Annotated in this window: 21 protein-coding genes; 7 read left to right on the top strand and 14 right to left on the bottom strand. The window is 33.8% G+C overall.

The window, feature by feature from the left end:
* Positions 1-154 precede the first annotated feature (154 nt).
* From FLB_RS00430 to FLB_RS00420, 3 genes are all read right to left on the bottom strand, one after another.
* Positions 155-706: a hypothetical protein gene (locus tag FLB_RS00430; RefSeq protein ID WP_064713990.1), complete on the bottom strand. Its 552-nt coding sequence runs from the start codon at positions 704-706 to the stop codon at positions 155-157.
* Positions 707-708: 2 nt separating this feature from the next.
* On the bottom strand, positions 709-1,413 hold the full coding sequence (locus FLB_RS00425) for a hypothetical protein (RefSeq protein WP_064713989.1): 705 nt from the start codon (positions 1,411-1,413) through the stop codon (positions 709-711).
* Between the two features lie 62 nt (positions 1,414-1,475).
* Positions 1,476-2,072, bottom strand: coding sequence for a DUF2589 domain-containing protein (locus FLB_RS00420; RefSeq protein WP_064713988.1), 597 nt, complete (start codon positions 2,070-2,072; stop codon positions 1,476-1,478).
* Between the two features lie 256 nt (positions 2,073-2,328).
* Here FLB_RS00420 and FLB_RS00415 point away from each other — a divergent pair, with 256 nt between their 5' ends.
* From FLB_RS00415 to FLB_RS00400, 3 genes are all read left to right on the top strand, one after another.
* Complete coding sequence (locus tag FLB_RS00415) at positions 2,329-2,757, top strand: hypothetical protein (protein ID WP_064713987.1); 429 nt, start codon at positions 2,329-2,331, stop codon at positions 2,755-2,757.
* Positions 2,758-3,506: 749 nt separating this feature from the next.
* Entirely contained in the window at positions 3,507-4,175 is a 669-nt protein-coding gene (locus FLB_RS00405; RefSeq protein ID WP_231891020.1) for a sensor histidine kinase, read from the top strand.
* On the top strand, positions 4,159-4,803 hold the full coding sequence (locus FLB_RS00400) for a response regulator transcription factor (protein ID WP_064713984.1): 645 nt from the start codon (positions 4,159-4,161) through the stop codon (positions 4,801-4,803). Before FLB_RS00405 ends, FLB_RS00400 begins: the two co-directional genes overlap by 17 nt.
* Positions 4,804-5,078: 275 nt before the next feature.
* Here the strand turns inward: FLB_RS00400 and FLB_RS00395 are convergent, their stop codons facing one another.
* The 8 genes from FLB_RS00395 to lon form a co-directional block, all read right to left on the bottom strand.
* Positions 5,079-7,265, bottom strand: coding sequence for an OmpA family protein (locus FLB_RS00395; protein WP_064713983.1), 2,187 nt, complete (start codon positions 7,263-7,265; stop codon positions 5,079-5,081).
* 11 nt (positions 7,266-7,276) lie between these two features.
* Positions 7,277-8,212, bottom strand: coding sequence for a type IX secretion system membrane protein PorP/SprF (locus tag FLB_RS00390; protein ID WP_064713982.1), 936 nt, complete (start codon positions 8,210-8,212; stop codon positions 7,277-7,279).
* Positions 8,213-8,240: 28 nt separating this feature from the next.
* On the bottom strand, positions 8,241-10,880 hold the full coding sequence (locus FLB_RS00385; RefSeq protein WP_064713981.1) for a gliding motility-associated C-terminal domain-containing protein: 2,640 nt from the start codon (positions 10,878-10,880) through the stop codon (positions 8,241-8,243).
* A 169-nt stretch (positions 10,881-11,049) separates the two neighbouring features.
* On the bottom strand, positions 11,050-12,825 hold the full coding sequence (gene rpsA / locus FLB_RS00380) for a 30S ribosomal protein S1 (protein WP_064713980.1): 1,776 nt from the start codon (positions 12,823-12,825) through the stop codon (positions 11,050-11,052).
* Positions 12,826-13,221: 396 nt separating this feature from the next.
* Positions 13,222-14,598 (bottom strand): nucleoside permease, encoded by a 1,377-nt coding sequence (locus FLB_RS00375; protein ID WP_064713979.1) that lies wholly within the window; start codon positions 14,596-14,598, stop codon positions 13,222-13,224.
* 68 nt (positions 14,599-14,666) lie between these two features.
* Positions 14,667-15,362 carry a (d)CMP kinase gene (gene cmk, locus FLB_RS00370; RefSeq protein ID WP_064714023.1) on the bottom strand — a complete coding sequence of 232 codons (696 nt, stop codon included), beginning with the start codon at positions 15,360-15,362 and terminating at the stop codon, positions 14,667-14,669.
* A gap of 78 nt (positions 15,363-15,440) precedes the next feature.
* Complete coding sequence (porQ, locus tag FLB_RS00365) at positions 15,441-16,466, bottom strand: type IX secretion system protein PorQ (protein WP_064713978.1); 1,026 nt, start codon at positions 16,464-16,466, stop codon at positions 15,441-15,443.
* A 146-nt stretch (positions 16,467-16,612) separates the two neighbouring features.
* Positions 16,613-19,066: an endopeptidase La gene (gene lon, locus FLB_RS00360; protein WP_064713977.1), complete on the bottom strand. Its 2,454-nt coding sequence runs from the start codon at positions 19,064-19,066 to the stop codon at positions 16,613-16,615.
* 455 nt (positions 19,067-19,521) lie between these two features.
* Here lon and FLB_RS00350 point away from each other — a divergent pair, with 455 nt between their 5' ends.
* The 4 genes from FLB_RS00350 to FLB_RS00335 are packed head-to-tail and all read left to right on the top strand — an operon-like array spanning position 19,522 to position 22,416.
* The gene (locus FLB_RS00350; RefSeq protein ID WP_064713975.1) at positions 19,522-20,076 is read left to right on the top strand and encodes an RNA polymerase sigma factor; all 555 of its coding nucleotides are present in this window, start codon (positions 19,522-19,524) and stop codon (positions 20,074-20,076) included.
* Positions 20,073-20,618, top strand: coding sequence for a hypothetical protein (locus tag FLB_RS00345; protein WP_064714022.1), 546 nt, complete (start codon positions 20,073-20,075; stop codon positions 20,616-20,618). Before FLB_RS00350 ends, FLB_RS00345 begins: the two co-directional genes overlap by 4 nt.
* Complete coding sequence (locus FLB_RS00340) at positions 20,602-21,663, top strand: hypothetical protein (RefSeq protein WP_064713974.1); 1,062 nt, start codon at positions 20,602-20,604, stop codon at positions 21,661-21,663. Before FLB_RS00345 ends, FLB_RS00340 begins: the two co-directional genes overlap by 17 nt.
* An 18-nt stretch (positions 21,664-21,681) precedes the next feature.
* Positions 21,682-22,416, top strand: coding sequence for a head GIN domain-containing protein (locus FLB_RS00335; RefSeq protein ID WP_064713973.1), 735 nt, complete (start codon positions 21,682-21,684; stop codon positions 22,414-22,416).
* A gap of 34 nt (positions 22,417-22,450) precedes the next feature.
* Here the strand turns inward: FLB_RS00335 and FLB_RS00330 are convergent, their stop codons facing one another.
* From FLB_RS00330 to FLB_RS00320, 3 genes are all read right to left on the bottom strand, one after another.
* Entirely contained in the window at positions 22,451-23,776 is a 1,326-nt protein-coding gene (locus FLB_RS00330; RefSeq protein WP_064713972.1) for an MFS transporter, read from the bottom strand.
* Between the two features lie 135 nt (positions 23,777-23,911).
* Positions 23,912-24,727 (bottom strand): M48 family metallopeptidase, encoded by an 816-nt coding sequence (locus FLB_RS00325; protein ID WP_064713971.1) that lies wholly within the window; start codon positions 24,725-24,727, stop codon positions 23,912-23,914.
* A 210-nt stretch (positions 24,728-24,937) separates the two neighbouring features.
* Entirely contained in the window at positions 24,938-25,360 is a 423-nt protein-coding gene (locus FLB_RS00320; protein WP_064713970.1) for a hypothetical protein, read from the bottom strand.
* Between the last annotated feature and the right edge of the window lie 39 nt (positions 25,361-25,399).

The raw sequence follows: 25,399 nt of genomic DNA, 5'->3' as shown, positions 1-25,399 counted from the left end.
TTTTTGCATCAATAATAGCAAGCAAAAAATCAAAATTGTAAAAAAAAAAAGACAACCCCAAAATAGTTTTTTATTTTGGGGTTGTATAACTTTTACAAACGTAACGTAGTGTCTTCTTTTTCATTCTTTTCTATAAAAATAAATTAAATTACCATCAAAAATCTTCAAGATTAATTTCCTCTGCAATAAGCATTTGAATATCGGACATAATTAACATCGTTTTCAATTTTATTGCTCCCGCCTTTAATTGTTCATTCGACAGGGTAAACTTCCAAATGGTATCGACAAAATTTTCAAATGGTAGATTGGCATCGTACTTTACCACTTGTGCTTGACTGATGATCAATACTATCTGCTTGACTAATTCTCTACACTCCTCCACTTTCAATTCAAAGGGTTTCAAAACGGTCAATACCAAGCTTTGTAAATCATATAATATCTCCGAAGCGGCTTTTAATTGCGCTTTCTTGAAAGAAATATTTTTAGTATCAGAAAACCTTGGAATCAACAATTTGCTATACAATCCCGACAATTCTGAAACCTCGCTAATGGAATACGTGCTAAATATTTCTTCGTTTTTTTGGATCCATACCCCTAATTTCTCAACAAAAAACGGATCCTTATGTTCTAGACTTCTAGTTATTTTTGGGAATTCCAACAAATTGTTTTTTAGAACACTAACTAGATTCAATGTTGATTTTTTCATCGCTATTCAGGTAATAATTTTGATTCGATTTCTCCATTTGCATTTTCAGATCTACTCCACTCCATACCATTTTCAGAAATTTTTAATTTAATGAAGATTAAATTTTCAGACTTAAGTTCTCTTAATTTATTGGCCTCAACAACAATATTAAGATTGGCCAAAGCTTCAACTTCTTTATAAATAGTAATTTCTTTAGTTACAACAGCAATCAAATCTTTACTAATCAAATCAATATTCATTTTGGCTACTACTTCTTTGTTCACCAAAGCATATTTTTCGATTATTCTTAAATAAAATACTACGATTTCTTTTGAAAAACCCGAAACAGGATCGTGACTATTGGCTAGTTTGATTTGTTTTTCTAAAAGACCAACTTGTTTCGCTGTTTCCGTTTGTAGCAATTTGGCGGGTTCTTTTGTGATTTTTAAGACTCCTAATTTTTCTAATAGAAAACTATAAACCAACGTGTTAATCTTTGGACTATCAAAACCAATTACTGGAGGCTTTGAGATGTTTTCAATTTCATCTAAGGCAATTGGAATTGTCATTTCAACATCGTCAATTCGCATTCTTGGAATTGAAAAATGTTTTAAATAATCGTGTTTTGCATATTCTTCAGCCAATTTTACAGTTTGAAGGTCAGACATTATTTTAGCATTGGTAAAACTAGCCACAATACTTCCTAGGTAATCATTCAATTTTATCATAGTTTTTTATTTTTTAAATAGATTGGCCACCCAACAAGACAGCCAATCTATTTTAATAATTGTTACTCGTTTACACTCGTAATGCTATCTTCTAGCATAGTTAAGATTCGATCCAATCCAGCTGGAATTTCATCATTTACAGCACGAACGTGAACCCCTAGATTATAGGTTTTCTCAACATTAGAACCTGTAACCGAAGTTCTCTTGTAAGAAGCAGAAGCTTTGAAATTGACAATTTTGTAATTAATACCCAGTTCAGCACTTGCAGCAAACTCACTAGAAACACTTTTGGTCTCAGTAGAAGTAAGTTTGGCATTGAAATCAATGGTCATTTCCTCAATTCTGATACTTGGAATAGACAACATCGTCAAGAACGGAACTTTAATTTCTACTTCTTTCTCAAGAAACTTAATGCTATTAGGACCGGTTGTTGCCGTAGCATCATAATCCGGATTTGGAACTGATTTTGAGTAGTTAAAATCTACATAACGTAATTTTTTTGGATCAGTAGGAGAAGCGCCCTCTTCAAAACCTATAGATTGAATAAAATTAACTTGAGCCATAGAGGCTGCGTTTTGCGCTTGAACAGCTGCTTGCAATGGTCCACCGATGTAAACACTAAAATCTAAACTATTTAATTCTGCGACTAAATTTGACATACTTATAATTATTTAAAATTTAACTCTTACTCTCTTACTAAGGTTTTTCAGATTCCACCTCTCCATTTTGTGCACCAAATGGATTGATACAAAGTTGAGTCATAACAAGCTGGCACAAAAGAGTAAACACACCCTATTTTTCGTTTTGAATTTACCCTAAAAAAAAGGGGAAATTTCCCCTTGTCCTATCTCAAGAATTAAAATAGTTTTGTATTGTAACCTTTTACTATAAAATAACCTTAACTAAAAAAACATTATGGAACAAAAACAAGGAAAACCAAAACAACTTATTACGAAGGAATTTGCTAAATTGCTAAATGAAAATTACAACAAGACCAGATATCCTTTGATTAAAGAAGCGATCAAAAAAGAAGATGCCAATGCTATTTGGTTTTCTATCGAGGAATTAGAAAACTATATTGCTTATATCAAAGCTGAAGCAAAAAAGCAAAAAGGCGAAATCGACGGAATACGTTTTCATTTTGGCGCTTATCCTGAAGACAAAGCCTATGCTGAAAAAGCGGGATTAACCACAATCTTTTTAGCACCAACTGGGAAAAAGAAAATTAAAAAAACAACTGAGATAGCCAAAATGGAAAAATCTGCAGAAAGTGATGATTCCTTGAATATTGCGCCATTAAACTATGGCTCCATTGGTAACCCTCCTCCAATCACTTATAACTAATAGATGTTTGAAGATTTAAGATTTTATATTATTTATTTAGCTTTATTATCAAGTTTAGTAGGATTTCGATTCTATTATAAATTACCTAATAATAAAGCTAAATTTGTATTGTATATCATTGTATTCTCGTTTTTAACAGAATTTATAGGCAAGTATTTTACTTCATGGACAGGATTAGTCAATTTTCCTGTTTATAATTTCTATATGCTCGCTAGTTTTAGTGCCTACATCCTATTATTGTATGCACTCTTACAAAAATTAGCTTGCAAAAGAATTGCTATTAGCTTCTTAATCCTCTTTTATTTTTTCTACTTTTTTAACCTTTACTATTTTCAATACCAAAACGATACGGTTTTAACCAATAGTTTTGCTCTTGGTGTAATTTTTGTTTTGCTTTTATCGTGTTGTTTCTTCGTAGAAATCTTTAATTCCGAAAAAATACTTAATTTCAAGAAATCCATTTACTTTTGGTTTATCCTTGGAATTTTACTTTTTCACGTCCCTTTCTTACCTTTTATGCTGGCCATAAAATGGTTTTTAATAAAAAATGATGAATCAATATTTAGCCTAGTGCTTTTTATATTGAATCTATTAATGAACAGCTGTTTTATCATCGGATTTTTATGGAGCGAAAAGAGATACAACTATTAATTATTTCACTAAGTATAGTATTCTTTACTTTAATTGTAATACTACTGACTTTGTTCTTCTATTTTTCAAAGAAAAAGAATTCTTTTTTGATTGAACAAATGAAGTCCAAACACTACTTTCAATCCGAACTAGTAAAAACAAGGATAGAAATCAAAGATCAAACCTTATCCGAAATCAGCAAAGAACTCCATGATAATATTGGTCAAATTTTATCTGTGGCCATAATGCAACTTAATTTATTTCTACATAATGAAAAAAAGATTGTCAAACCCAAAGAGCTCAATGATCTGAAAGACCTTATTGCCAACGCATTAGATGAAATTAGAATTTTATCAACAATAATAAATAAAGAAAATACCTTACAATACAATTTTATTGAGGCGATTCAATTAGATTTAGATAAAATTAAAAAGTTAAAAAAAATCAAGTGCATCTTGAACTGGGATGGTCTTTCACCACCAATAAATTTCGAGCACGAATTATTTATTTACCGTATTTTTCAAGAAGCCATTCACAATAGTTTAAAACATTCGCATAGTGAAACTTTTGAAATCACCATTCAAACTTCAAAAGATTATTTCCTGTTAACCTTAACAGATTTCGGAATTGGATACGATACCAATGAATTATCTACTGGTTCTGGATTGAACAATATGAAACTAAGAGCCCAGCTTATTGGCGCATCAATAGATATAAATTCCAACAATAATGGCACCTCAATTAAGTTAATGTATCCTTTATCCCCAAACCATGAAGACTACCAATAAAATAATCATTGTAGATGATCATCTCCTCTTTTCTCAATCTTTAAAACTCTTAATCAATAGTTTTGATGATTTTGAAGTGGTAAACAGCTTTGAGAATGGTAAAGAATTTATCAATCATCTTCAGGAAAACCCCGATACCATTGTCGATTTGGTTCTTTTGGATGTAAATATGCCCATTTTAGATGGGTTAAGCACCATTAAATGGATAAAGGAAAACCAGCCCAACCTGAACGTTATAGCGCTCTCAGTAAAAAATGACGATGAAACCATCATAAAAATGATAACCAATGGAGCCAAAGGATATTTACTAAAGGATACCAGTCCAAAAATCTTTCAAGAAGCAATTATTACGGTAATCGAAAAGGGCTATTATTTCACCGAGTTGGTTTCCTCTATTTTGATTAATAAAATTGATAGTGACAGTAAAAAAATCACCTTAAAAGAAAAAGAACTCATTTTTATTAAATTGGCATGTAGCGAAAAAACATACAAGGAAATTGCTAACGAAATGTGCCTTAGCCCAAAGACAATCGATGGCTACAGAGAATCCCTATTTGAAAAATTAGAAATTAAAACTAGAATTGGATTAGTCCTTTATGCTATAAAAAACAGAATTGTTTTCATCTAAAGGAGTTCGTTTTTTTGGGTAATTTAGAGAGGTTTTGTTGACCTGTTTCTTTTCAAAAATCTGAACACGAATGAGTTTGAATTTTCGAGCTTCTTTTTGTACCAATAATTGCATCCTAAAAATCCAAATGGGAAAGAAAAAATAACCCCAAAATAGTATTTTACTTTGGGGTCATAAGATCTAAGCCAATTTCCTATATTATCGATTCTTTTCCTCTTTTTTACAATTATATAGCCAATTCCTTTTAAAATGAAAAATTAGGATTTCTGTTTTTATTATAAATTTTTAATCACAAATTCGCTTCTTCGGTTCAGTTCATGTTGTTCCTCATCACATGAATCTTCGGGGATACATTTCACTATAGGAACCGATTCACCATAGCCTTTTGCCGTAATTCTATTTTTAGAAATTCCTTGTTCTATTATGTACGCTTTGGTAGCATCAGCTCTTTTTTGAGAAAGCTCAGCATTAAATATCTGGTTTCCACGATTATCAGTATGCGAACCAATTTCTACTACCATTTCTGGATATTTCTTCATTAATTCAACCACACGATTCAATATTTTTTTTGATTCTTTTCGTATATACCACATAGTATAATCAAAATATATTGGATCCGTCTTGATCATTAATCTATCTTTTTCTTTTACAACATCTTTTTCTGCTGCAATAATAGCGGCCATTTTTTCTTTTTTCTTAGCAATTGCAAGTTTAGTAGCCTCTTTATCTGCTAATTCTTTATCCTTTTTCAATTGAGAAAGGGCTGCCAAATCTTCCTTCTTTTTATTTTCGAGTGCTATAGCCTCTTCTTTTTTCTTTTTTGCTAAGGCCACTAGTTCAGCCGCTTTCAATTGTTGTGCGATTAATAAATCATTTGCCTTTTTCTGGTCAATCATAAGTTGTTGTTCTTTTTTGATTGCTTCCAAAGAACGAATAGTCATAGATCCATCATTGCTCTTATTTCTTTCCGCAGTGCTCGATAAATTTCTAGAATTTTCAGTATAGTTTTCTTTTGTCACTTCTATAGAATACTTAGATTCACATTCAATGGTAAAACTAAACTTACCATCTAACGAAGTAGTAACTCTTTCTAATTCATTTTTATCCGCATTTTTAAGGATCACGAGCGCATTTTCGAGTACAAGATGCGAATCTTTATCAGTAATCGTTCCTGCAATATACTGTTTGCAATTCTCTATCAGTAACTCTTTGGTTTCTTTAAAGGAATATATATCATCTTTTCCTTTTCCACCGGGTCTATCCGAACTAAAATAGCCTTCTTTTGAATCTGAATTGATGTAAAAAGCAAAATCATCATAACCAGAATTGACTGGTAGCCCAACGTTCGAAGCTTTTAATAAACTAGCACTCAAATCAGAAACAAAAATATCTAAACCACCATATCCTTCATGTCCATTCGAAGAAAAATATAATTTATTATCATTGGAAACAAATGGAAATTGTTCTCTCTTAGCAGTGTTTATTTGTCTCCCAAGATTTACAGGTTTTCCATAAGTTGTGCCTTCAATAGTGACGCTAAAAATGTCTAAGGATCCCAAAGTTCCAGGCATATCTGAAGCAAAATACAAGGTTTTATTATCTGGACTCAGCGCAGGATGCTCTACGGAATACTCAGGACTATTAAATGGTAAAGATTGGATATTGGTCCATTTATTATTTACAAAATCAGCTCTAAAAATTTGAATATTCGAAACCTTAGCACTGTTTTTAACTCTCTTTCCATTTTTTGAATTGTTTCTAGTAAAATACATTGTTTTTCCATCCTTTGTAAAAACAGCATTCGATTCATGCAAGGCAGATTTTAAATCTTTAGAAAAATAATTCACTAAAGCTTCTTTTGAATTGACGTCAGCCAATGGAATACTCACCAAATTAAGATACGATTCGTTGTTCCATTTGTAGGTTTTGTCAAAAAGGTTTGGTTTTAATTTAACCGCAGCAAATACAAAATTATCGTTCCAAACCACACCTCCAAACTCAGAGTTCATGGTATTTAGAGCCAAATTCTTAATTACAAACCTTTCGCCTAATGCGGTTACGTTTTTTAGCTGTTTAATACCTTCGTCTAATTTTACAATGGCAACAGCATCATTGGCATTGGTATAATATTGGCGCAATAAAGAAGTGGCGTCAGCATATTTTCCGATGGCTTTTAAAGTTTGCGCATGTTTAAAATAAAACTCTTCAGTTAAAGCATTGTTTTTCGATAAAAGAGCATATTGACTTTCTGCTTTATCGTACTGATTCGTATAATAATAACAATCTCCCAATTTCTGAATCACTTCATTCGTTGGTCTTTTTTTGCTTATTTCTTCAAATAAAGGAATTGCGGCACTATAATAGGTTTTAGTAAACAAAATGTTAGCGCGTTGCAATTCTTGTTGTTGACCAATCGCAAATTGATATACTAACACGATTAGAATTATATAGATATTTTTCATGTTTGTATTATTTAAAAGAATCTAGGTGATTTGTCATAGCCTTTACCTAATAAATTGAGATTATACAAGAGTACAATTTCGTGTGAACCCGAATTAAATTGACTCAGACTAGAAGTAGTGTAATCATAAGAATAACCAATTCTAAGGCTAGGCGTAACATTAACATTCATCAAAAGACTTACCGAATCATTAAAACGGTAGGCTGCTCCTAATTCAAACTTTTCGTTGTACAAAACATTTGCCGTTAAATCTACAGATACAGGGGCTCCTTTCACAAAAACAGCCATAAAAGCAGGCTTAAATTTAAATGCTTCATTAATATCAAGCACATATCCGCCCGTAAAAAAAGTATGGATTTCTTGTGGACCAAAGGAATTTATAGTGGGTCTAAATTTGATATGTTCCGCAGAGAGCAAGTTGGGTATCGACAGTCCAACATAATATTTGTCCCCAAAAAAATAAGCGCCAACTCCAATATTAGGAACCGTTTCATTTATATTTTCAGCAAATGCATTATCAGTAGTGCTATTGCCACTATTTAATCGGAATCCATTAAAATTTGTAGTAATAGTGCTGACTCCCGCTTTAACGCCAAACGCTATTCGTTGCCTTTCATTCAATTGAAAGTTATATGCAAAATCTGCAAAAAAATTGGTTTCCTTCTTAGCTCCATCTCCAATATCATCTGAAATCAAAGAAAAACCACCTTCTAGTTTTTCGTAGAAAGGCATATGCGCAAATAAAGTTATCGTTCTTGGGGCTCCTTTAATTCCTGACCATTGATAGCGGTACAAACTTCCTAAATTGAGTACAGAAGCATTTCCTGTTGTATAAGCTGGATTAATCACGCTCATATTAGTCATATATTGAGTAAAATGGGGATCTTGCTGCGCAGAGGCTTTTGTTATAAAAAATAAAAAAAACACAAAAAGTATTATTTTTTTCATTGAATTTAGTTTAATGGTAAAGTATAAATTATCGATTTAAGTAAAGTTGTCCTTGTGTAGGAGGCAAATTATCTTTATTATAATGAATACTATAAAAATAAACTCCAGTTGCTGATTCGCCACTTATAAAATTGGAATTTTCATTTTTTCCGTCCCAAGCAGGTTTATTCACATCTCCTTTGAATACTATATTTCCATAGCGATTAAAAATTTCTATAGTATAATTGGGATACACAAATTCAATATTTTGAATTTGAAAGAAGTCATTTATCCCGTCTCCATTGGGAGAAAACCCATCTGGGATAAAGAAATTATCCGGTGTTGGGGTACAATCTTTTAGTGAAACCGTTACAACCAATGGACTTGAAGTACAATTTGTAGCATTATCAAAATTAAAACCATAATAAGTAGCCCCTTCTGAAAGCAATTTAGAATTCTCTAATAAATTTCCATTATTTAAAGCATCATACCATTGAATGGTTCCCGAAAAATTTGTCTTATTAGCTAAACTTAAAATAGTTGGTTTATCTATGCCACAAAAATTTTGTCCATTTGCGGCTAAAACTGGAATTGGGACATTAGTAATGATGACATTGACCAATGTTGGATTAGACTCACAACCGGAAACATTTCTTTCTCTTACATAGTATTTCCCTGTCATCAATTTTGTACTTATAACTAAGGGTTGTGTACTGGTAGGAGCATCATACCATATATATTGATTTCCTTTTGGAATTAAATTCCCCAAGGTTGCATTATCATTAGTACAAAAAGGCTGACTATTTGGCGCTAATGGTACTGATGGAATTAAATTAATGCTAAACGACTTAGAAAATGACGCTACAGTGGAACAACCCGTCGAAGCGTTTGTTACATTAGCAATGGTTATAGTTGTTGTTCCTATATTTGTTATCTCGGATGATGGAATAGTAAAACTTACAGCGCCGGCTATGACGTTTAATGAAATAGTTTTTGTTGCAACTGTATTAGATCCTGATATGGTATAGGCAAAGGTAGTTGCTAACAAATTTTCTAATCCCGTTAGTTTTACACTTGTGGGAGAACCTTGACAAACATCATTTACCGTCATAACCAAATTAGTCAGTATTGGTAAAGAATTTACAATAAATTCTTTTTTTAGGGTTGTACTATTGCTACAATTAGAAATTTTATTTACAATTTTAGTAATAGTGATGGTGGTGGTGCCAGCAACTGGAATCAAGTTGGAAGGAATAAGAAAACTTGAAGTCCCTCCTACTACATTGATGTCGGTTGAAATAGAAGTTGCTCCATTCAAACCACTTAAATTATATAAAATAGCATAAGTACCATTGGTAAGATTAGAAATCCCGGAGATTACAACTGTGGCATTTTCGCCTTGGCAAATGGGATCAATTTTGAGAGTAGCACTATTTATATTTGGTATTGCATAAACATGCAAAATATCTTCAACCGTACCAATATTAGCCTTACAAATGTTTGTGCTTGTCACTTGCTTAATCTCTTCTATTTTAACAGTATAATCATTAACATTTTGAAAATTGGTGCGTTCAATTGGAAAAACCAATTTGCCTCCAACAAAAGGTTGTATGGTTTTGATTGCCAAATTACCCGAAACGCTATAGGTAACTTCATAATTACCATCAGGAATTGGATTATTACCTTGTGTTAAAGTTGCAGTATAAGTAGCTGTAGTAATTTCATTTTCACAAATATCTGAGTTCACAAGTAAAGTAGTACCAGTATAATCACGTTGCTTTTCAATTGTAATTTCTACTTCTGATTTCTGATCAGCACAAACATTACTTTTAGATAACACCGTATAGGCAAAACGATAAACTCCAGGACCAAACTTGTTATAAATTGCTAGCAAATTCACCTTATTATCATCATCATCACTTATTTCTGAGGTTCCAAATTCAGTCCAGGTACCATCGTTATCTTCACCAACTAATAGATTGTTTAAGTTAAAATTGGTATTGGCACTTAATTCATTCGAACATAAACTGATATTTGTAGGTACTCCAGAAATTGGTGAACGATATATGGTTACAAAAACTGTCACTGGAGGTGGCACAGGGCAATTACCAACAACTGGAATTGTATAAGTATATGAATAAGTACTCCCTGGGTTTAATACCGAAGCATCTAATAAATTATCATTCAATCCTAGATTAGTTGTATTCCCTTTCCAAATACCTCCGGTTTGAGGCGATAAAAAATTACCATCAAATACTTGAAATAAATTAAAAGCAAGTTCGGTATTGCAAATTGAAGAATTTGGAGCAGGAACTCCAGCATAACCACCAATTGTTACCGTTAGCTCTGCTGTATTATCTGCGCAACCTGTAACATTAGGTACGGTATAGCTAAAATGATAAATACCGCTTTTCTTTACTTGTTGTGCGTTTAGAATCCCTGTAGTTTTGTCAAAGCCACCTGATTTATCAACATCCTTCCAAACGCCACCCGCTGACGGGTTTCCACTTAGCAAATTAAAAAGATTAACTGAGGCACTACTAGGATCGGTTATATTACAAATTTCTACAGCATTATCACCACCTGCACATTGTGCTTTAGCACTAGTAGACGATAGAAAAATGAATAATAAGGCTAAGAAAAAATAAACACTCCGAAAAGACGAAGAAAAAAGTAGCTTTTTTATCATAAAATTATTTTTTATTTATCAAAAATAAACATTTTCATACAAAAAATAAACAATTACTTGATTATTAATAAAAAACAGAAAAAATAAAAAAAGCTATGAGATTTATACCTAAAAAAAAATCCTGCCTTGTTTTACAACAAGACAGGATTTACATCATAAAATCAAGAAATTATTTTTTCTCAGATTTTTCCATTTTAGCTTTCAATGCAGCTAACACATCATTGTTATCTCCTAAAGTTGCAGCTGGTGCGTTAGTAGAAGCAGATGAAGTATTTTCAGTTGCAGCTTTCACATTTTTCTCTTCTTCTTCACGGAAGATAGCAGTGTGAGAAGCCACTACTCTTTTGAATTCTTTATTAAATTCAATTACTTTGAAATCTGCAGATTCACCTTTTTTCAATTTCTTACCGTCTTCTTTTTCCAAGTGACGAGTAGGAATGAAAGCAACGATATCATCTCCAAATTCTACAGTAGCTCCTTTGTCAACGATTTCAGAAATTTCACCATTATGGATCGTTCCTACAGCGAATGAATCTTCGTATTGATCCCAAGGATTAGCAGTAGTTTGTTTGTGACCTAAAGATAATTTACGTCCGTCAACATCTAATTCTAATACAACTACGTCTAATTTTTCACCAACATTTACAAATTCAGATGGGTGTTTGATTTTCTTAGTCCAAGAAAGATCAGAAATGTAGATTAATCCATCAATTCCTTCTTCTAATTCTACGAAAATACCAAAGTTTGTAAAGTTTCTAACAATACCTGTATGTTTAGAACCTACTGGGTATTTAGAAGTAATGTCAGTCCAAGGATCTTGAGTCAATTGTTTGATACCTAATGACATTTTACGGTCATCTCTATCCAAAGTTAAAATAACTCCTTCAACGACATCTCCTACTTTTACGAAATCTTGAGCAGAACGTAAGTGAGTAGACCATGACATTTCAGAAACGTGGATTAAACCTTCAACACCTTCAGCTACTTCAATGAAAGCACCGTAATCAGCGATAACTACTACTTTACCTTTCACTTTGTCACCAACTGCTAAGTTAGCATCTAAAGCATCCCATGGGTGAGCGTTTAATTGTTTCAATCCTAATTGTATTCTTGTTTTCTCATCATCGAAATCAAGGATTACAACGTTTAATTTTTGGTCTAATTCCAGCACTTCACTTGGGTGGTTGATTCTACTCCAAGAAAGGTCAGTAATGTGAATTAATCCATCTACACCACCTAAGTCAATAAACACACCATAAGAAGTAATGTTTTTAACCACACCTTCTAATACTTGTCCTTTTTGTAATTGACCGATGATTTCTTTTTTCTGTACTTCAATATCCGCTTCGATAAGCGCTTTGTGAGATACTACAACGTTTTTGAATTCGTGGTTGATTTTTACCACTTTGAATTCCATGTTTTTGTTTACGTATACATCGTAATCTCTAATTGGTTTCACATCAATTTGAGATCCTGGTAAGAAGGCTTCAATTCCGAAAACATCAACGATCATACCACCTTTAGTTCTGCATTTTACAAAACCGGTAACGATTTCACCTGTTTCGTTCGCAGCAATAACTCTATCCCATGATTTAATAGTACGAGCTTTTCTGTGAGATAATACCAATTGACCAGTTTTGTCCTCACGGATGTCAATTAATACTTCTACTTTGTCACCTACTTTTAAATTTGGGTTGTAACGGAATTCATTTAATGAAATAACACCTTCCGATTTAGCATTGATATCAACGATAACGTCTCTATCTGTAATTCTAACAACTACACCTTCAACAACTTCTTCTTGGTCTGTAGCGATGAAAGTTTTTGATACTAGTTCTTCGAATTCTAATAAGTTTTTCTCATCTACTGCATCGATCCCTTCTTCGAAGTTATGCCAGTTAAAATTTGCTAAAAACTCTTCTTGTGATTTTAATTGTTCAGACATGCTGATAAAAAATTTGTATTCTGTTTATCTTGAGTTTCTTAAAGCGAGAGAAAAAACAGAAGTTGTTTTACATAAATAGTTGATACCTAAAGGAAACTCTTATTCACCAAAAGGTGTGCAAAAGTAAAACAATTAATCAATATGGCAAAATATTTAACCCTAGATGTAGTCAACTAAAATCAAATGAGTCTATAAAACTATTTTGAAGCGAAAGATTAGGCTTTTTTGCTGGCAGGAATCCCGCTATCCGTTGCAATCTTTTATGTTAAAAAAAAACATAAAAGGATTTTCACTGCTATCGGGGCTATTGAAGTTAGAATAGGATTTATCGGTAATAAAAAATCCTAACAAGTCTACAACTAGTTAGGATTTCTACTATATCATACAAATTAAACCTTAATGGTTTAAATTCTCCACCTCTTTAGGATGATGCTCATGTTTGAACAACAAAGCAAAAGCAATAGCTATGATCAAAGCATAAACAGCAAAAGCCAACCAGATGTGATGCCAATCTTTCATTAATAAAACCGAATCTAATGTGCCATCAACAGCTACTTTTTTTCCTTGAGACCCAATAAACTCCATCATTTTAGGATTTGTAGTTTCCGTTTGTAAAAATCCAGCTAATTCCGTTGTTGTCTTGAACGACTTAGTAAAAAACTGATCAATAGCCCAACCCGAAGTAAAACTTCCTAAAACAGCCCCAATCCCATTGGTCATCATCATAAACAAGCCCTGAGCGGAAGAGCGATTTTTAGCATCCGTATTTGTCTCGACAAACAAAGAACCCGAAATATTAAAGAAATCAAAAGCCATTCCGTAAACCACACAAGACAAGATAATCATCCACAAGCCATTCACTGGATCCCCGAAAGCAAACAAACCAAAACGCAACACCCAAGCCAGCATACTAATTAGCATTACTTGTTTGATACCAAAACGTTTCAAAAAGAAAGGAATCGCCAAAATAAATAAGGTCTCCGAAATCTGTGAAATCGACATAATAATGGTAGAATATTTTACCACAAAAGAATCGGCATATTTTGGAAAATGTTTGAACTCATCTAAAAAAACATCCCCATAAGCATTGGTTAGCTGCAATGCTGCACCCAAAAACATGGAGAAGATAAAAAATAATGCCATTTTATAATTGGCAAACAATTTAAAGGACTCTAATCCCATTAGCTCCATAAACGAAGCGTTTTCTTTGATTAATTTTTGTGGTTTACACTTTGGCAACGAAAAAGAATACAATCCTAATCCTACCGCGGCAATTCCAGCAATATAAAACTGGTAGGCCGAAGCTTTATTCCCAGTTAAATTAGTAATCCACATGGCTACAATAAAACCAATCGTCCCAAAAACACGAATCGGTGGAAAATCTTTAACTACATCACAATTATTCAATTTTAAGGCAGTATAGGAAATAGAATTACTCAAAGCAATCGTTGGCATATAACAACACATCGCCAAAAGCATCACATAAATAAAGTTATCAGGAGTAGTAATTTGTGGCAAATAAAACAAAACCAAAGCATACAAAATATGCAAAACTCCATAAAGCTTTTCAGCATTAATCCATCTGTCAGCAATAATTCCTGTAAGGGTAGGCATAAACAATGAGGCGATTCCCATGGTACTGAAAACTAATCCAAATTGCGTTCCGTCCCAGCTTTTTGTGCCAAACCAAAAATTGGCAATAGTAATGAGCCAAGCTCCCCAAACAAAAAATTGAAGAAAACTCATTATGATCAATCTAATTTTAATTCCCATACAGTCGAATTGAATTTTAAAAAAAAGTAAGCGGTAAATCTACTATATTAAAAAGAGATTTACAAAACTTACTTAGCATTAATCACTTCGTCAACCAAATCCAAAACAATCTTAAATTGTTCTTCTTTACTTAAATCAGAATTGTCAATTTCTATGGCATCGTTAGCTATAATCAAAGGCGAATCGGCTCGATGTGTATCAATATAATCGCGTTCTTCAACATTTTGAAGCACTTCTTCATAACTCACTTTATCTCCTTTTTGTTCTAACTCGGCAAAACGTCGTTGTGCTCGTGTTGTAGCACTTGCTGTCATGAAAATTTTCAATTCCGCATCAGGAAAAACAACGGTTCCTATATCGCGACCGTCCATCACAATTCCTTTGTTTTTTCCCATTTCTTGTTGTTGCTCGACCAATTTAGCTCTAACTTCAGAAACCTCGGCTACTTTACTCACATAATTAGACACTTCAATCGTTCTGATTTGGTTTTCTACATTTTCATTGTTCAAATACATTTCGGCAAAGCCCAAAACTTCATTAAACTGAAACGACAACTGAATCGAAGGAAGCAAACCAATCAAAGCCGTTTTATCAAAACCCGAAGGCGAAATAATATTTTTTTGCATAGCAAAATATGCTACCGCCCTATACATGGCACCAGTATCTACATAAATATATCCTAATTGTTTGGCTAATTGTTTGGCTAAAGTGCTTTTACCTGTAGACGAAAACCCGTCGATAGCGATAGTGATTTTAGTATTCAAAATGAAGTCGGTTTTTGCAATCCTTTCCACAGAAAATGATTACTGATTTTTAAATAAAAGCACAAAGTTAGTAAACTCTTATTGCAAGTTCAAGGTCAAACCAAACAAACTTGTATTGGCTGCCAAAGTATATCTAGAATAGGAGTAATTGAATTTTAATCGATTCATTTTCAAACCAAAACCAACAGAAATTCCAGAGAAATGACGTTTATCCACTACACGCAATTCTTCGCCACGACGAAAATTATACCCCAATCTAACATTAAAAGCTCTTTTGGGAAACAATTCAACTCCAAAAATAACGTGGCGCAACGCATTATTTACAAAAGAAACTTTCTCTTCGGTTTGGCTTCCATCAATGGCTGTTTCTCCACGCACGGGATTGGAAAAAGCAATATTCCATTGCTGTAAATTCTCCAAGGTCAGATGCCATCGAATAGGGACATTGTCTAATTCTTGCGAAACACCAATCATTACTTCTAAAGGTAATTTTTCACGAACTCCTGAATAAGTAATAAATTGTGTTCCAATATTCCGAATCACCAAAGCCCAATTCACATCATTGCGCTCATCTCTATAAACCGCACCTATATCCAGCGCGCCCCCTAATGAATTATAGTTTTCTAGAACAGAAGAAATCACTTTAGCATTGACACCAAGATGTAAATTTGTAAAAGGCACATTATAAGCATAGCCCAACGAAACCGCCACTTCGCTTCCGGTAAAAGAGTTGGTAGCTTGACCATTTTCGTCATAGCCTTCAAATTTCCCGTAATTGATATAATTGATACCCGCTTGAAACGTTTGCAAATGCTGGTCGTAAGTATAAGCATAGGAGGCGGTACCATAACTCACTTCTCCGAAATAACTCCCGTAATTCAGCGCCAATTGATTATGCATTTCTGGATTAATCGAAGCTGGATTAAAATGCGCTTGATTGACATCCTCGTCATAAATCGTTACTGTTTTTCCACCCAAAGCAGCTTGACGTGGAGAAGTAACCAAATTCAAAAACTGATAGGTATACCTTCCTCCTATTTGCCCAAAAACAGGCAAACAAAGTAAAATTATGAGTACAACTAAAAGCTTTTTGAATCCCCTCAAGACGGTGTTTTTATTGATTAACTAGAACGATAAAACGAAGATAAAATTATATCTAGTAAAAACATGGTTTCCCGTATAAAAAAAGAAATTCCAAATTCCGAACTTGAAAAATAGCCGAAATTTGGAACAACTAGTAAGACTTCCCTTTATTTTAAATCTTTTGCGTTTTTAACTTTTTGATTCGTAATGGCAATCGCCAAAACTTCACTCATTTCTTTTACATAATGAAACGTTAAACCTTCTAAATATTCAGGCTTAATCTCATCAATATCGCTTTGATTTTCGTGACAAAGGATAATTTCTTTGATATTGGCTCTTTTGGCAGCTAATATTTTTTCTTTTATCCCACCAACAGGCAACACTTTACCACGTAAGGTAATTTCCCCAGTCATAGCTAAGTTTTTCTTCACTCGCTTTTGCGTAAATAAAGAAACCAAAGAAGTCAACATTGCAATACCGGCACTTGGACCATCTTTTGGAGTAGCTCCTTCAGGAACGTGAAGGTGAATGTTGTACTTCGAAATCACCTCAGGATTCAAGCCTAGTAATTCAGCATTGGCTTTGATATATTCTAAGGCAATCGTAGCGGATTCTTTCATAACATTCCCTAAATTCCCTGTAATGGTCATTGTGCCTTTCCCTGGAGAAATAAGTGATTCTATAAATAAAATATCCCCACCAACACTTGTCCAAGCCAAACCTGTCACTACCCCAGCCACATCATTGGTTTCGTATTTATCGCGCTCCAATCTTGGCACGCCTAATACTTTTACAATATCTTCGTCGGTTACTTTTTTGTTGTACTCCTCCTCCATTGCAACCGATTTTGCTGCATTTCGAACGATTTGAGCAATTTTATTCTCCAAACCACGAACACCAGATTCTCTTGTGTACCCTTCTATGATTTTTTCTAGTTGTTTTTTTCCAATAGTCAAATCTTTCGCAGTCAAACCATGGGCTTCTAGTTGTTTGGCAAATAAATGTTTTTTCGCAATTTCAACCTTTTCCTCAATGGTATAGCCCGACATCTTGATTACTTCCATACGATCTTTTAAGGCTGGCTGTATGGTCGACATCGTATTTGAAGTCGCAATAAACATTACTTTAGACAAATCGTACCCCATTTCTAGGAAGTTATCATAAAAAGCGTTGTTTTGCTCTGGATCCAATACTTCTAACAAAGCTGAAGAAGGATCTCCATTATGACTACTTGACAATTTATCGATTTCATCTAAAACAAAAACTGGATTAGAAGTACCTGCTTTTTTTAAGCTTTGAATGATTCGGCCTGGCATAGCTCCGATATACGTTTTACGATGCCCGCGAATCTCCGCTTCATCACGCAAACCGCCCAAAGAAATACGAACATATTCTCTTCCCAAAGCCTCTGCAACTGAACGACCAATAGATGTTTTTCCCACACCCGGAGGTCCAGTCAAACAAATAATTGGAGACTTCATATCGTTTCTTAATTTAAGCACAGCCAAGTGTTCAATCATTCGTTTTTTAACATCTTCTAAACCAAAATGATCTTTGTCTAATACTTTTTGAGCGTGTTTTAAATCAAAATTATCTTTTGAAAATTCGCCCCAAGGCAATTCTAAAAATAACTCCAAATAATTTCTCTGAATTCCAAAATCTGGAGCCTGAGGATTCATTCTACGCATTTTGGACAACTCTTTTTCGAAGTGTTGTTGCGTTTTTTCGTCCCATTTTTTGGTTTTGGCTTTCTGACTCATTTCGTCGATTTCTTCCTCCTGCGAAACGCCTCCCAATTCTTCTTGGATGGTTTTCATTTGCTGGTGCAAGAAATATTCTCTTTGTTGTTGGTCTAAATCAAAACGAACTTTGGATTGAATATCATTTTTTAGCTCTAGCTTTTGCAATTCGACATTCATGAAACGCAAGGTTTCTAGCGCGCGATCTTTTAAGCCATTGATAGCTAATAAATTTTGTTTTTCTTTAACTGAAAGATTCATATTGGAAGACACAAAATTCACCAAAAACGATTGACTTTCGATGTTTTTGATAGCAAAAGTCGCTTCGGTCGGAATATTTGGACTTTCTTGAATAATCTTGATTGCTAACTCTTTGATGGAATCAATAATTGCAGAAAATTCGGTATCGTTTTTACGAGGCCTTTTTTCAGAAACTTCTTTGATAGTAGCGGTGATATAAGGGTCTTCAGAAACTACTTCGTCAATTTCGAAACGTTTTTTTCCTTGTAAAATTACCGTAACATTTCCATCAGGCATTTTGAGCACTCGCAGAATTCGGGCAACGGTACCAATTTTATTGATGTCGTTTTTGGTAGGATCTTCGTCTTCTTCGTTGATTTGAGCGACTACTCCAATTACTTTTCCTGAAGCATTGGCATCATTGATTAGTTTTATGGATTTATCTCTTCCGGCTGAAATTGGAATCACCACACCTGGAAACAACACTGTGTTACGCAACGGCAAAATTGGTAAGGTTTCTGGCAAAGTTTCATTATTCATTTCCTCCTCGTCTTCACGAGTTAATAGCGGAATTAAATCTGATTCGGAATCAAATTCTTGAAGTGACAAGTTGTCAATTGTAAGTATTTTGTGGTTTGACATATCGTTATTAAGTCATTTTGTCATTAAATGAAAACTCATTTGATGCAAAGTTAATGTTTTATACTTTTTATTTGTCTGGAATTCAATACTTATACCCTGAAGCGAAGTAGAATTCAAGCTAACAAAGACAATCTTTGTGCCAGAGCTTTTAAAACGAAAAAGAGCAAGGTATATTTTATGGTTTGCTGGCAAAAGAGCAACAATACTTACTGCTAGCCCCGATGGTAGTGGCATCCTTTGCCTTTTTCCTTTAAAAAGGCAAAGATAGAACGAACAGCGGGACTATGTCTACAAAAAAGCCAAATCTTTCTGCTCCAAAAGAAAAGAAAGAGATTGAAAATGAACCTTTTCGTCCTAAATAACTTTATTTTGATACCTTTAAATTTATTTTTTTTTTCAAAAACTGTAACACTGCCAAAAAAGAAACGTCTTTCATTAAAACGATCAATAGCTACTTGTCCTATCAACAATTACATATCGAAGAATTGGTTACACTCTGCCAACAACAAAACCAAAAGGCTCAATTTGAAGTCTACAATAGGTATTGTAAGGCAATGTACAATGTGGCTTTTCGTATGGTGAAAGATGAGCATTTTGCAGAAGATGTGATGCAAGAGAGTTTTTTGAAGGCGTTTACCAAAATTGACTCTTACAAAAAAGAAGTGGCTTTTGGCGCGTGGCTAAAACGAATCGTTATTAATTACAGCATTGATTTTTGCAAAAAAAACAATAAGCTAAAAGCAGATGATTTTGAAAAAAACCTTTACAAAATTGAAGATAAAGAGGCTGAATTTACTGAAGTTGTCAACTTTGATGAGATAAAAATAAAAGAGGTTTTGAGTGCTTTACAGTCATTGAAAACCAGTTACAGTACAGTTTTGACTTTGTTTTACATCGAAGGTTACGATCAAGAAGAGATTAGCGAAATCCTAAAAATAAGTTATGCAAATTGCAGAACGACTTTGAGCAGAGCGAAGGAAAGTTTAAGAAACAAATTATGCGAAATATGAGCAATGAAGAGGAAAAATTAGACCAATTATTTGCAAAATTCGACTCAGATTGGGATGTTTTAGCGATGCCCAACAATCATGAGAGTCGATTTTTGAACAAGCTAGAAAACACAAGCATCAAAAGAAAGAAAAGGAATCTATACACCACTATTGCCATTGCTGCCACTTTGCTAGTGATGTTTAGTTTGTCGTTCTTTTTCAAACCTGAGGCAAAAACGAACAAGCTCACTTTTGCTTCAAAAGAAACCAAACAAACGGATTCCATTTTTACAGTTTTGATCAAACATGAATTGAATAAATTAAAGGAGAAAAATTCGCCACGCAATCAAAAAATAATTGCTGATGCCTTGCAACAAATGAAAATTTTGGATAATGATTATCAAAAAATTATCAATGAAATTGCTACTAATGGAGAAAACAAACAAATTATTTATGCCATGATTAGTAATTTACAAACTCGAATTTCATTCTTGCAAAATGTATTGACTCAAATTGAAGCAACAGAACAACTTAATACTCAAAACGATGAAAAAACTCTATAAAACTATCATTGTATTTTTGCTATTTCCGATACTTGGTTTTGCGAATGACGATGCTATAATTTCAAAGCAAAAAAACATCAAAAAAGCCTTTATTGTCAACGCTGACGCAGGAATTGATATTACCAATTCTTACGGAACGGTGTTCGTAACGACTTGGGATGAAGAAAAGATTGAACTTGATATTTTAATAAAAGTAAGTGGGGACAGCGAAAACTGGGTGAATCAACGCTTAAACGACATTACCATTGATATCAATGCCTTGAAATCATTGGTCACGGCAAAAACTCAGATTGAAAACAATAATTACCGCTCTAAAGGAAGAAACAACAGTTTTGAAATCAATTATGTAATTAAAATTCCGAAAAATGGTAGCGTAACGATTGACAATAAATATGGGAATATCTCCACTACCGATTTGAATGCTCCAACAAACATCCTTTGCAAATATGGAAAAATTACTATGGGTAGATTGAATAGTGCTAAAAACAATATCACCATAGAATACTGCTCCAACTCCAGCATTTCTTATTTAAAAAATGGCTACATCACTGGGCGCTATTCCGGACTTAGTATTGATGCCCTCTCAAAAATAGATTTAATTTCTGACTATACAGATACTACGATCGGCGATGCTGGCGATGTAAAATACACCAGCAAATATGGAACGGTGAAAATCAAAGAAGTGAATTCGCTTGAAGGAATCGGGAACTATTTGACCATTAAAGTGGGAACGTTAAACAATCAGCTCAAATTACAAACCAAATACAGCAGTATAGACGTTGGGTTAGTGCAAGCCAAAGCCAATTCGATTACAATCAATGCTGGTTATACAGGAGTAAAAGTAGGTTTTAGCCCCAATTATGCTTTCGATTTTGATGTAACGCTCCGCTACGCCGACTTCAAATACGATAGTGATTTTGAATTCTTAAACAAAGCTGAAACCAATTACACTAAATCTTATAGCGGCTATTACAAGAAAAAAGGAGTAAACACCTTCGTAGTTACCTCTGAATACGGAAATGTTACCTTAACCAAAAAACTATAACTATAAAAAACAACACCTATGAAAAACCTATCGATTGCGAGTGTTTTAGTACTCACTTTTAGCTCTTTCTTGTCTTATGGACAATGGAATATGGGAAAACAAATTAAAGGCAACGGGAATGTGATTACAGAAACCCGAACTACAACAAGTTATGCATCCATAAAAGTTTCTGGTTTTTTTGATGTGGATTTGGTATCTGGAAAAGAAGGTAGCATCACCATCAAAGGAGAACAAAATATTTTAGATTATATTGATGTAGAAGTGGTCGATAATGTCTTAAAAATTGGAACTGAGAAAGGATACAATTTTAAACTATCCCCAGGAAAATCAGTACATATTACCATTCCTTTTGAATCCATTAATGGTTTGGTATTGAGCGGTTCAGGCGATATTGTAAGTAAAGATGTAATCAAAACAGATGCATTTGACGCAAAACTTTCGGGTTCTGGTGATTTAAAATTGGCGGTAGATGCTCAAAAATTCAATATGAGCTTAAGCGGTTCAGGAGACATCGTTTTAAGCGGAACTGCCGATGACTTCTCTAGCAGTATTTCAGGTTCAGGAGACATCAATGCTTCTGATTTAAAATCAAAAACAGTAAGTGTTAGCATTTCAGGTTCTGGTGACACTAAAGTAAGTTGTTCCGAAAGCTTATATGCGCGTGTGTCGGGTTCCGGAGATATTGTGTATTATGGAAATCCAACTAAAAAAGACACCAAAGTGAATGGCTCAGGTGAGATTTCTAAAGGATAATTATTTTTTTTTTAGTAACCAAAAGCGTCTTTATTTAAGACGCTTTTTTTGCAGGCACTCGTTTTAACAAAAGCACCGCGATGAAGAAGAATAAAGCCAAGAAAACAATGGCAAATCTAGGACTTCCTGTCACTTGGTCGATTATACCATACACACACATTCCAATGACGATTCCAATTTTCTCGGCTACATCATAGAAACTAAAAAAGGAAGCGGTATCTGTAGTTTCTGGCAAAAATTTAGAATAAGTAGAACGCGATAAAGACTGAATCCCTCCCATTACTAAACCAACAAAAACCGCCATTATATAAAACTGAATCGGAAGTGTAATTATAAAAGCACCTATACAGAGGACTAACCAAATACTATTAATAACGATTAGCGTTTTTATATTTCCGAATTTTTCAGAGGCTTTTGAGGTCAAATAAGCACCTAGAACAGCTACCAATTGAATCAACAAGATGCATATTATCAATCCTGTAGTGCTATCTTCTTTTGCTTTCCATTCAATTTCTTGTGCCCCAAAATAAGTAGCTACTAGCATCACAGTTTGAACCGCCATACTTGAAACAAAAAAACCATATAAATAGCGTTTCAACGGAAGGTTTTCACTCAAAATGAACCATACTTTTTTCAATTCCTTGAATCCATTGAAAATAAGATTTGTCTTGATGATCTCCTCTCCAGTTTTTTTTGCACCTTTTGGTAGAAAATAATAGGTATACTGACTGAATAGTATCCACCAAACTCCTACCATTACAAATGAATAACGCATGGCTTTCATTGCTGCCACTCCTTCGGCTCCAGTGATTCCAAACCATTTTGGCTTCATAATCATCGCCAAATTGATAAGTAATAAAACCACACTACCAATGTATCCCATAGAATAGCCTTTGGCGCTTATTGCATCTTGCTGTTCTGCAAAAGCAATGTCTGGCAAATAGGAATTATAAAAAACTAGACTGCCCCAATACCCAATTAAACCAAAAAAATAAAATAATAACCCTGAGTATATTGCATCTAAATCAAACCAATACAATCCCATACAAGATAGTGCACCTAGGTAGCAAAAAAACTTCATAAAGCTTTTTTTGTTTCCCACATAATCTGCAATTCCAGATAACAAAGGAGACATGAAAGCTACTACCAAAAAAGCTAAAGCCGTAATAAAACTTATCAAAGCTGAGTTTTTTAAATGCATTCCAAAAACGTCAATATAATGACTCTTATCAGTAAACAAAGCCTCATAAAATATTGGAAAAACCGCCGATGCAATGGTTAAAGTATATACCGAATTTGCCCAATCATAGAATGCCCAAGCATTTAGTAATTTTTTATCTCCTTTAGGTAAGTTTGCCATAAATTATAGGTTCTTATTTTAGTTGTGTAAATGTATCTTTTTTCTTGAATTCAAAAAATAAATTCACTTTAAATAATTGCAAAAAAAAGCCAAGTCTATGCTTGGCATTATGCGATAACCTAATTGAATTTTGGTTTAATATACTTTTCCAAATTTAGCTGCAATAGCTTTTGCTTCAGGGATAAGGTTTTGTAAATTAGCTACTCTCGTGGCGTCAGATGGATGTGTGCTCATGAATTCAGGTTGTGATTTCCCTCCCGATTGTGCTGCCATTCGCTTCCAAAATGCTATGGCTTCCTGTGGATTATATCCTGCAATCGCCATTAATGTTAATCCAATTTTATCAGCTTCACTCTCATGTCCGCGACTAAAAGGCAACATTACACCTACTTGTGACCCTACTCCATATAATTGTTGCCACATGCTTTGACTTTCCGCAGATTGACCTCCTGTAAGTACGGCTACTCCAACGGCGCCAACACCTTGCAATTTAGCGGCACTCATACGTTGTGCCCCATGATTAGCTAACGCATGAGACACTTCATGAGCCATAACGGTGGCTAATCCTGCATCATCTTTAGTTACAGGTAAAATACCCGTATAAACAACAATCTTGCCACCTGGCAAACACCACGCGTTTACATCTTTACTTTCTACCAACTTATATTCCCAACGATACTCTTTTAAATATTGATTCTGTCCAATTGAGGCTAAATATTTTTCTGCGGCATCTTTGATTTTTATTCCAATGGTTTCCACTCGTTTAGCATCTACTGTTCCTTGAACTACTTTATTTTCTTTCAGAAATTGACCATATTGTTGAAATGAAGCTGGAAACAATTCGCTATTCGAAACCAAATTTAATGTTTTCTTTCCTGTCATCGGATTAGTGGCACAAGAGCTCCCCATCAACAAAACAAGAATTGGAAGTAAAGAAGTATATTTTTTCATGATTTATATTTTTTGTAGCACACAAAATTAATGCTTTATTTAGGCTATTTACAAGTATTAAGCCGTGATATACAACTTTATTTTTTGAACTTTATTATAAAAAGCCCACTCCTACTGTTTACAACCAAAAACAAAAAATCTCATAGCTTTATGAAAAACTATGAGATTGTTATATAGATAAAATTAGCTATTCTTTTAAATTCTATACAGTTAAAAAGCAACATTCCATCTGGGTAATGTTCCATTTTTATCAAAAAAACTTTGTAAAACTTGTCCTTCTACACTTGTTGGAATTGCTTTCACCTCATTGTTAAAGGTTTCGTACCAAACGACTTCAAGCGATGTAATACCTTCCAATTTCATTTTTGCAGGCCAAGAATATTTTCTACCTGTTTTAGCAAATTGATGTCCTTCTACAATTTTATCTGCTAAACCACCCTTTTTAATTTTAAGAGTTCCATTGTTTTGAACGGTACCCGTAGAACCAACCATAATTAGTTCTTTAGCTGTGGTTAAATCATAAACCAAGAATACTCCGCAACCTTCAGAAGCATTACAAACTTGCTCTAGACTATCTTCCGGAGTAAACACAAAACTATTGGTAACTGCAAACTTTTCTAATTCTTTATACATTTCGTTTTATTTAAACAAAATGCCTCACCAAATCGTGAG

The sequence above is a fragment of the Flavobacterium succinicans genome (genome assembly GCF_001662485.1).
Lineage (GTDB): Bacteria > Bacteroidota > Bacteroidia > Flavobacteriales > Flavobacteriaceae > Flavobacterium > Flavobacterium succinicans_A.
This window is presented reverse-complemented; position numbering and strand designations above follow the sequence as displayed.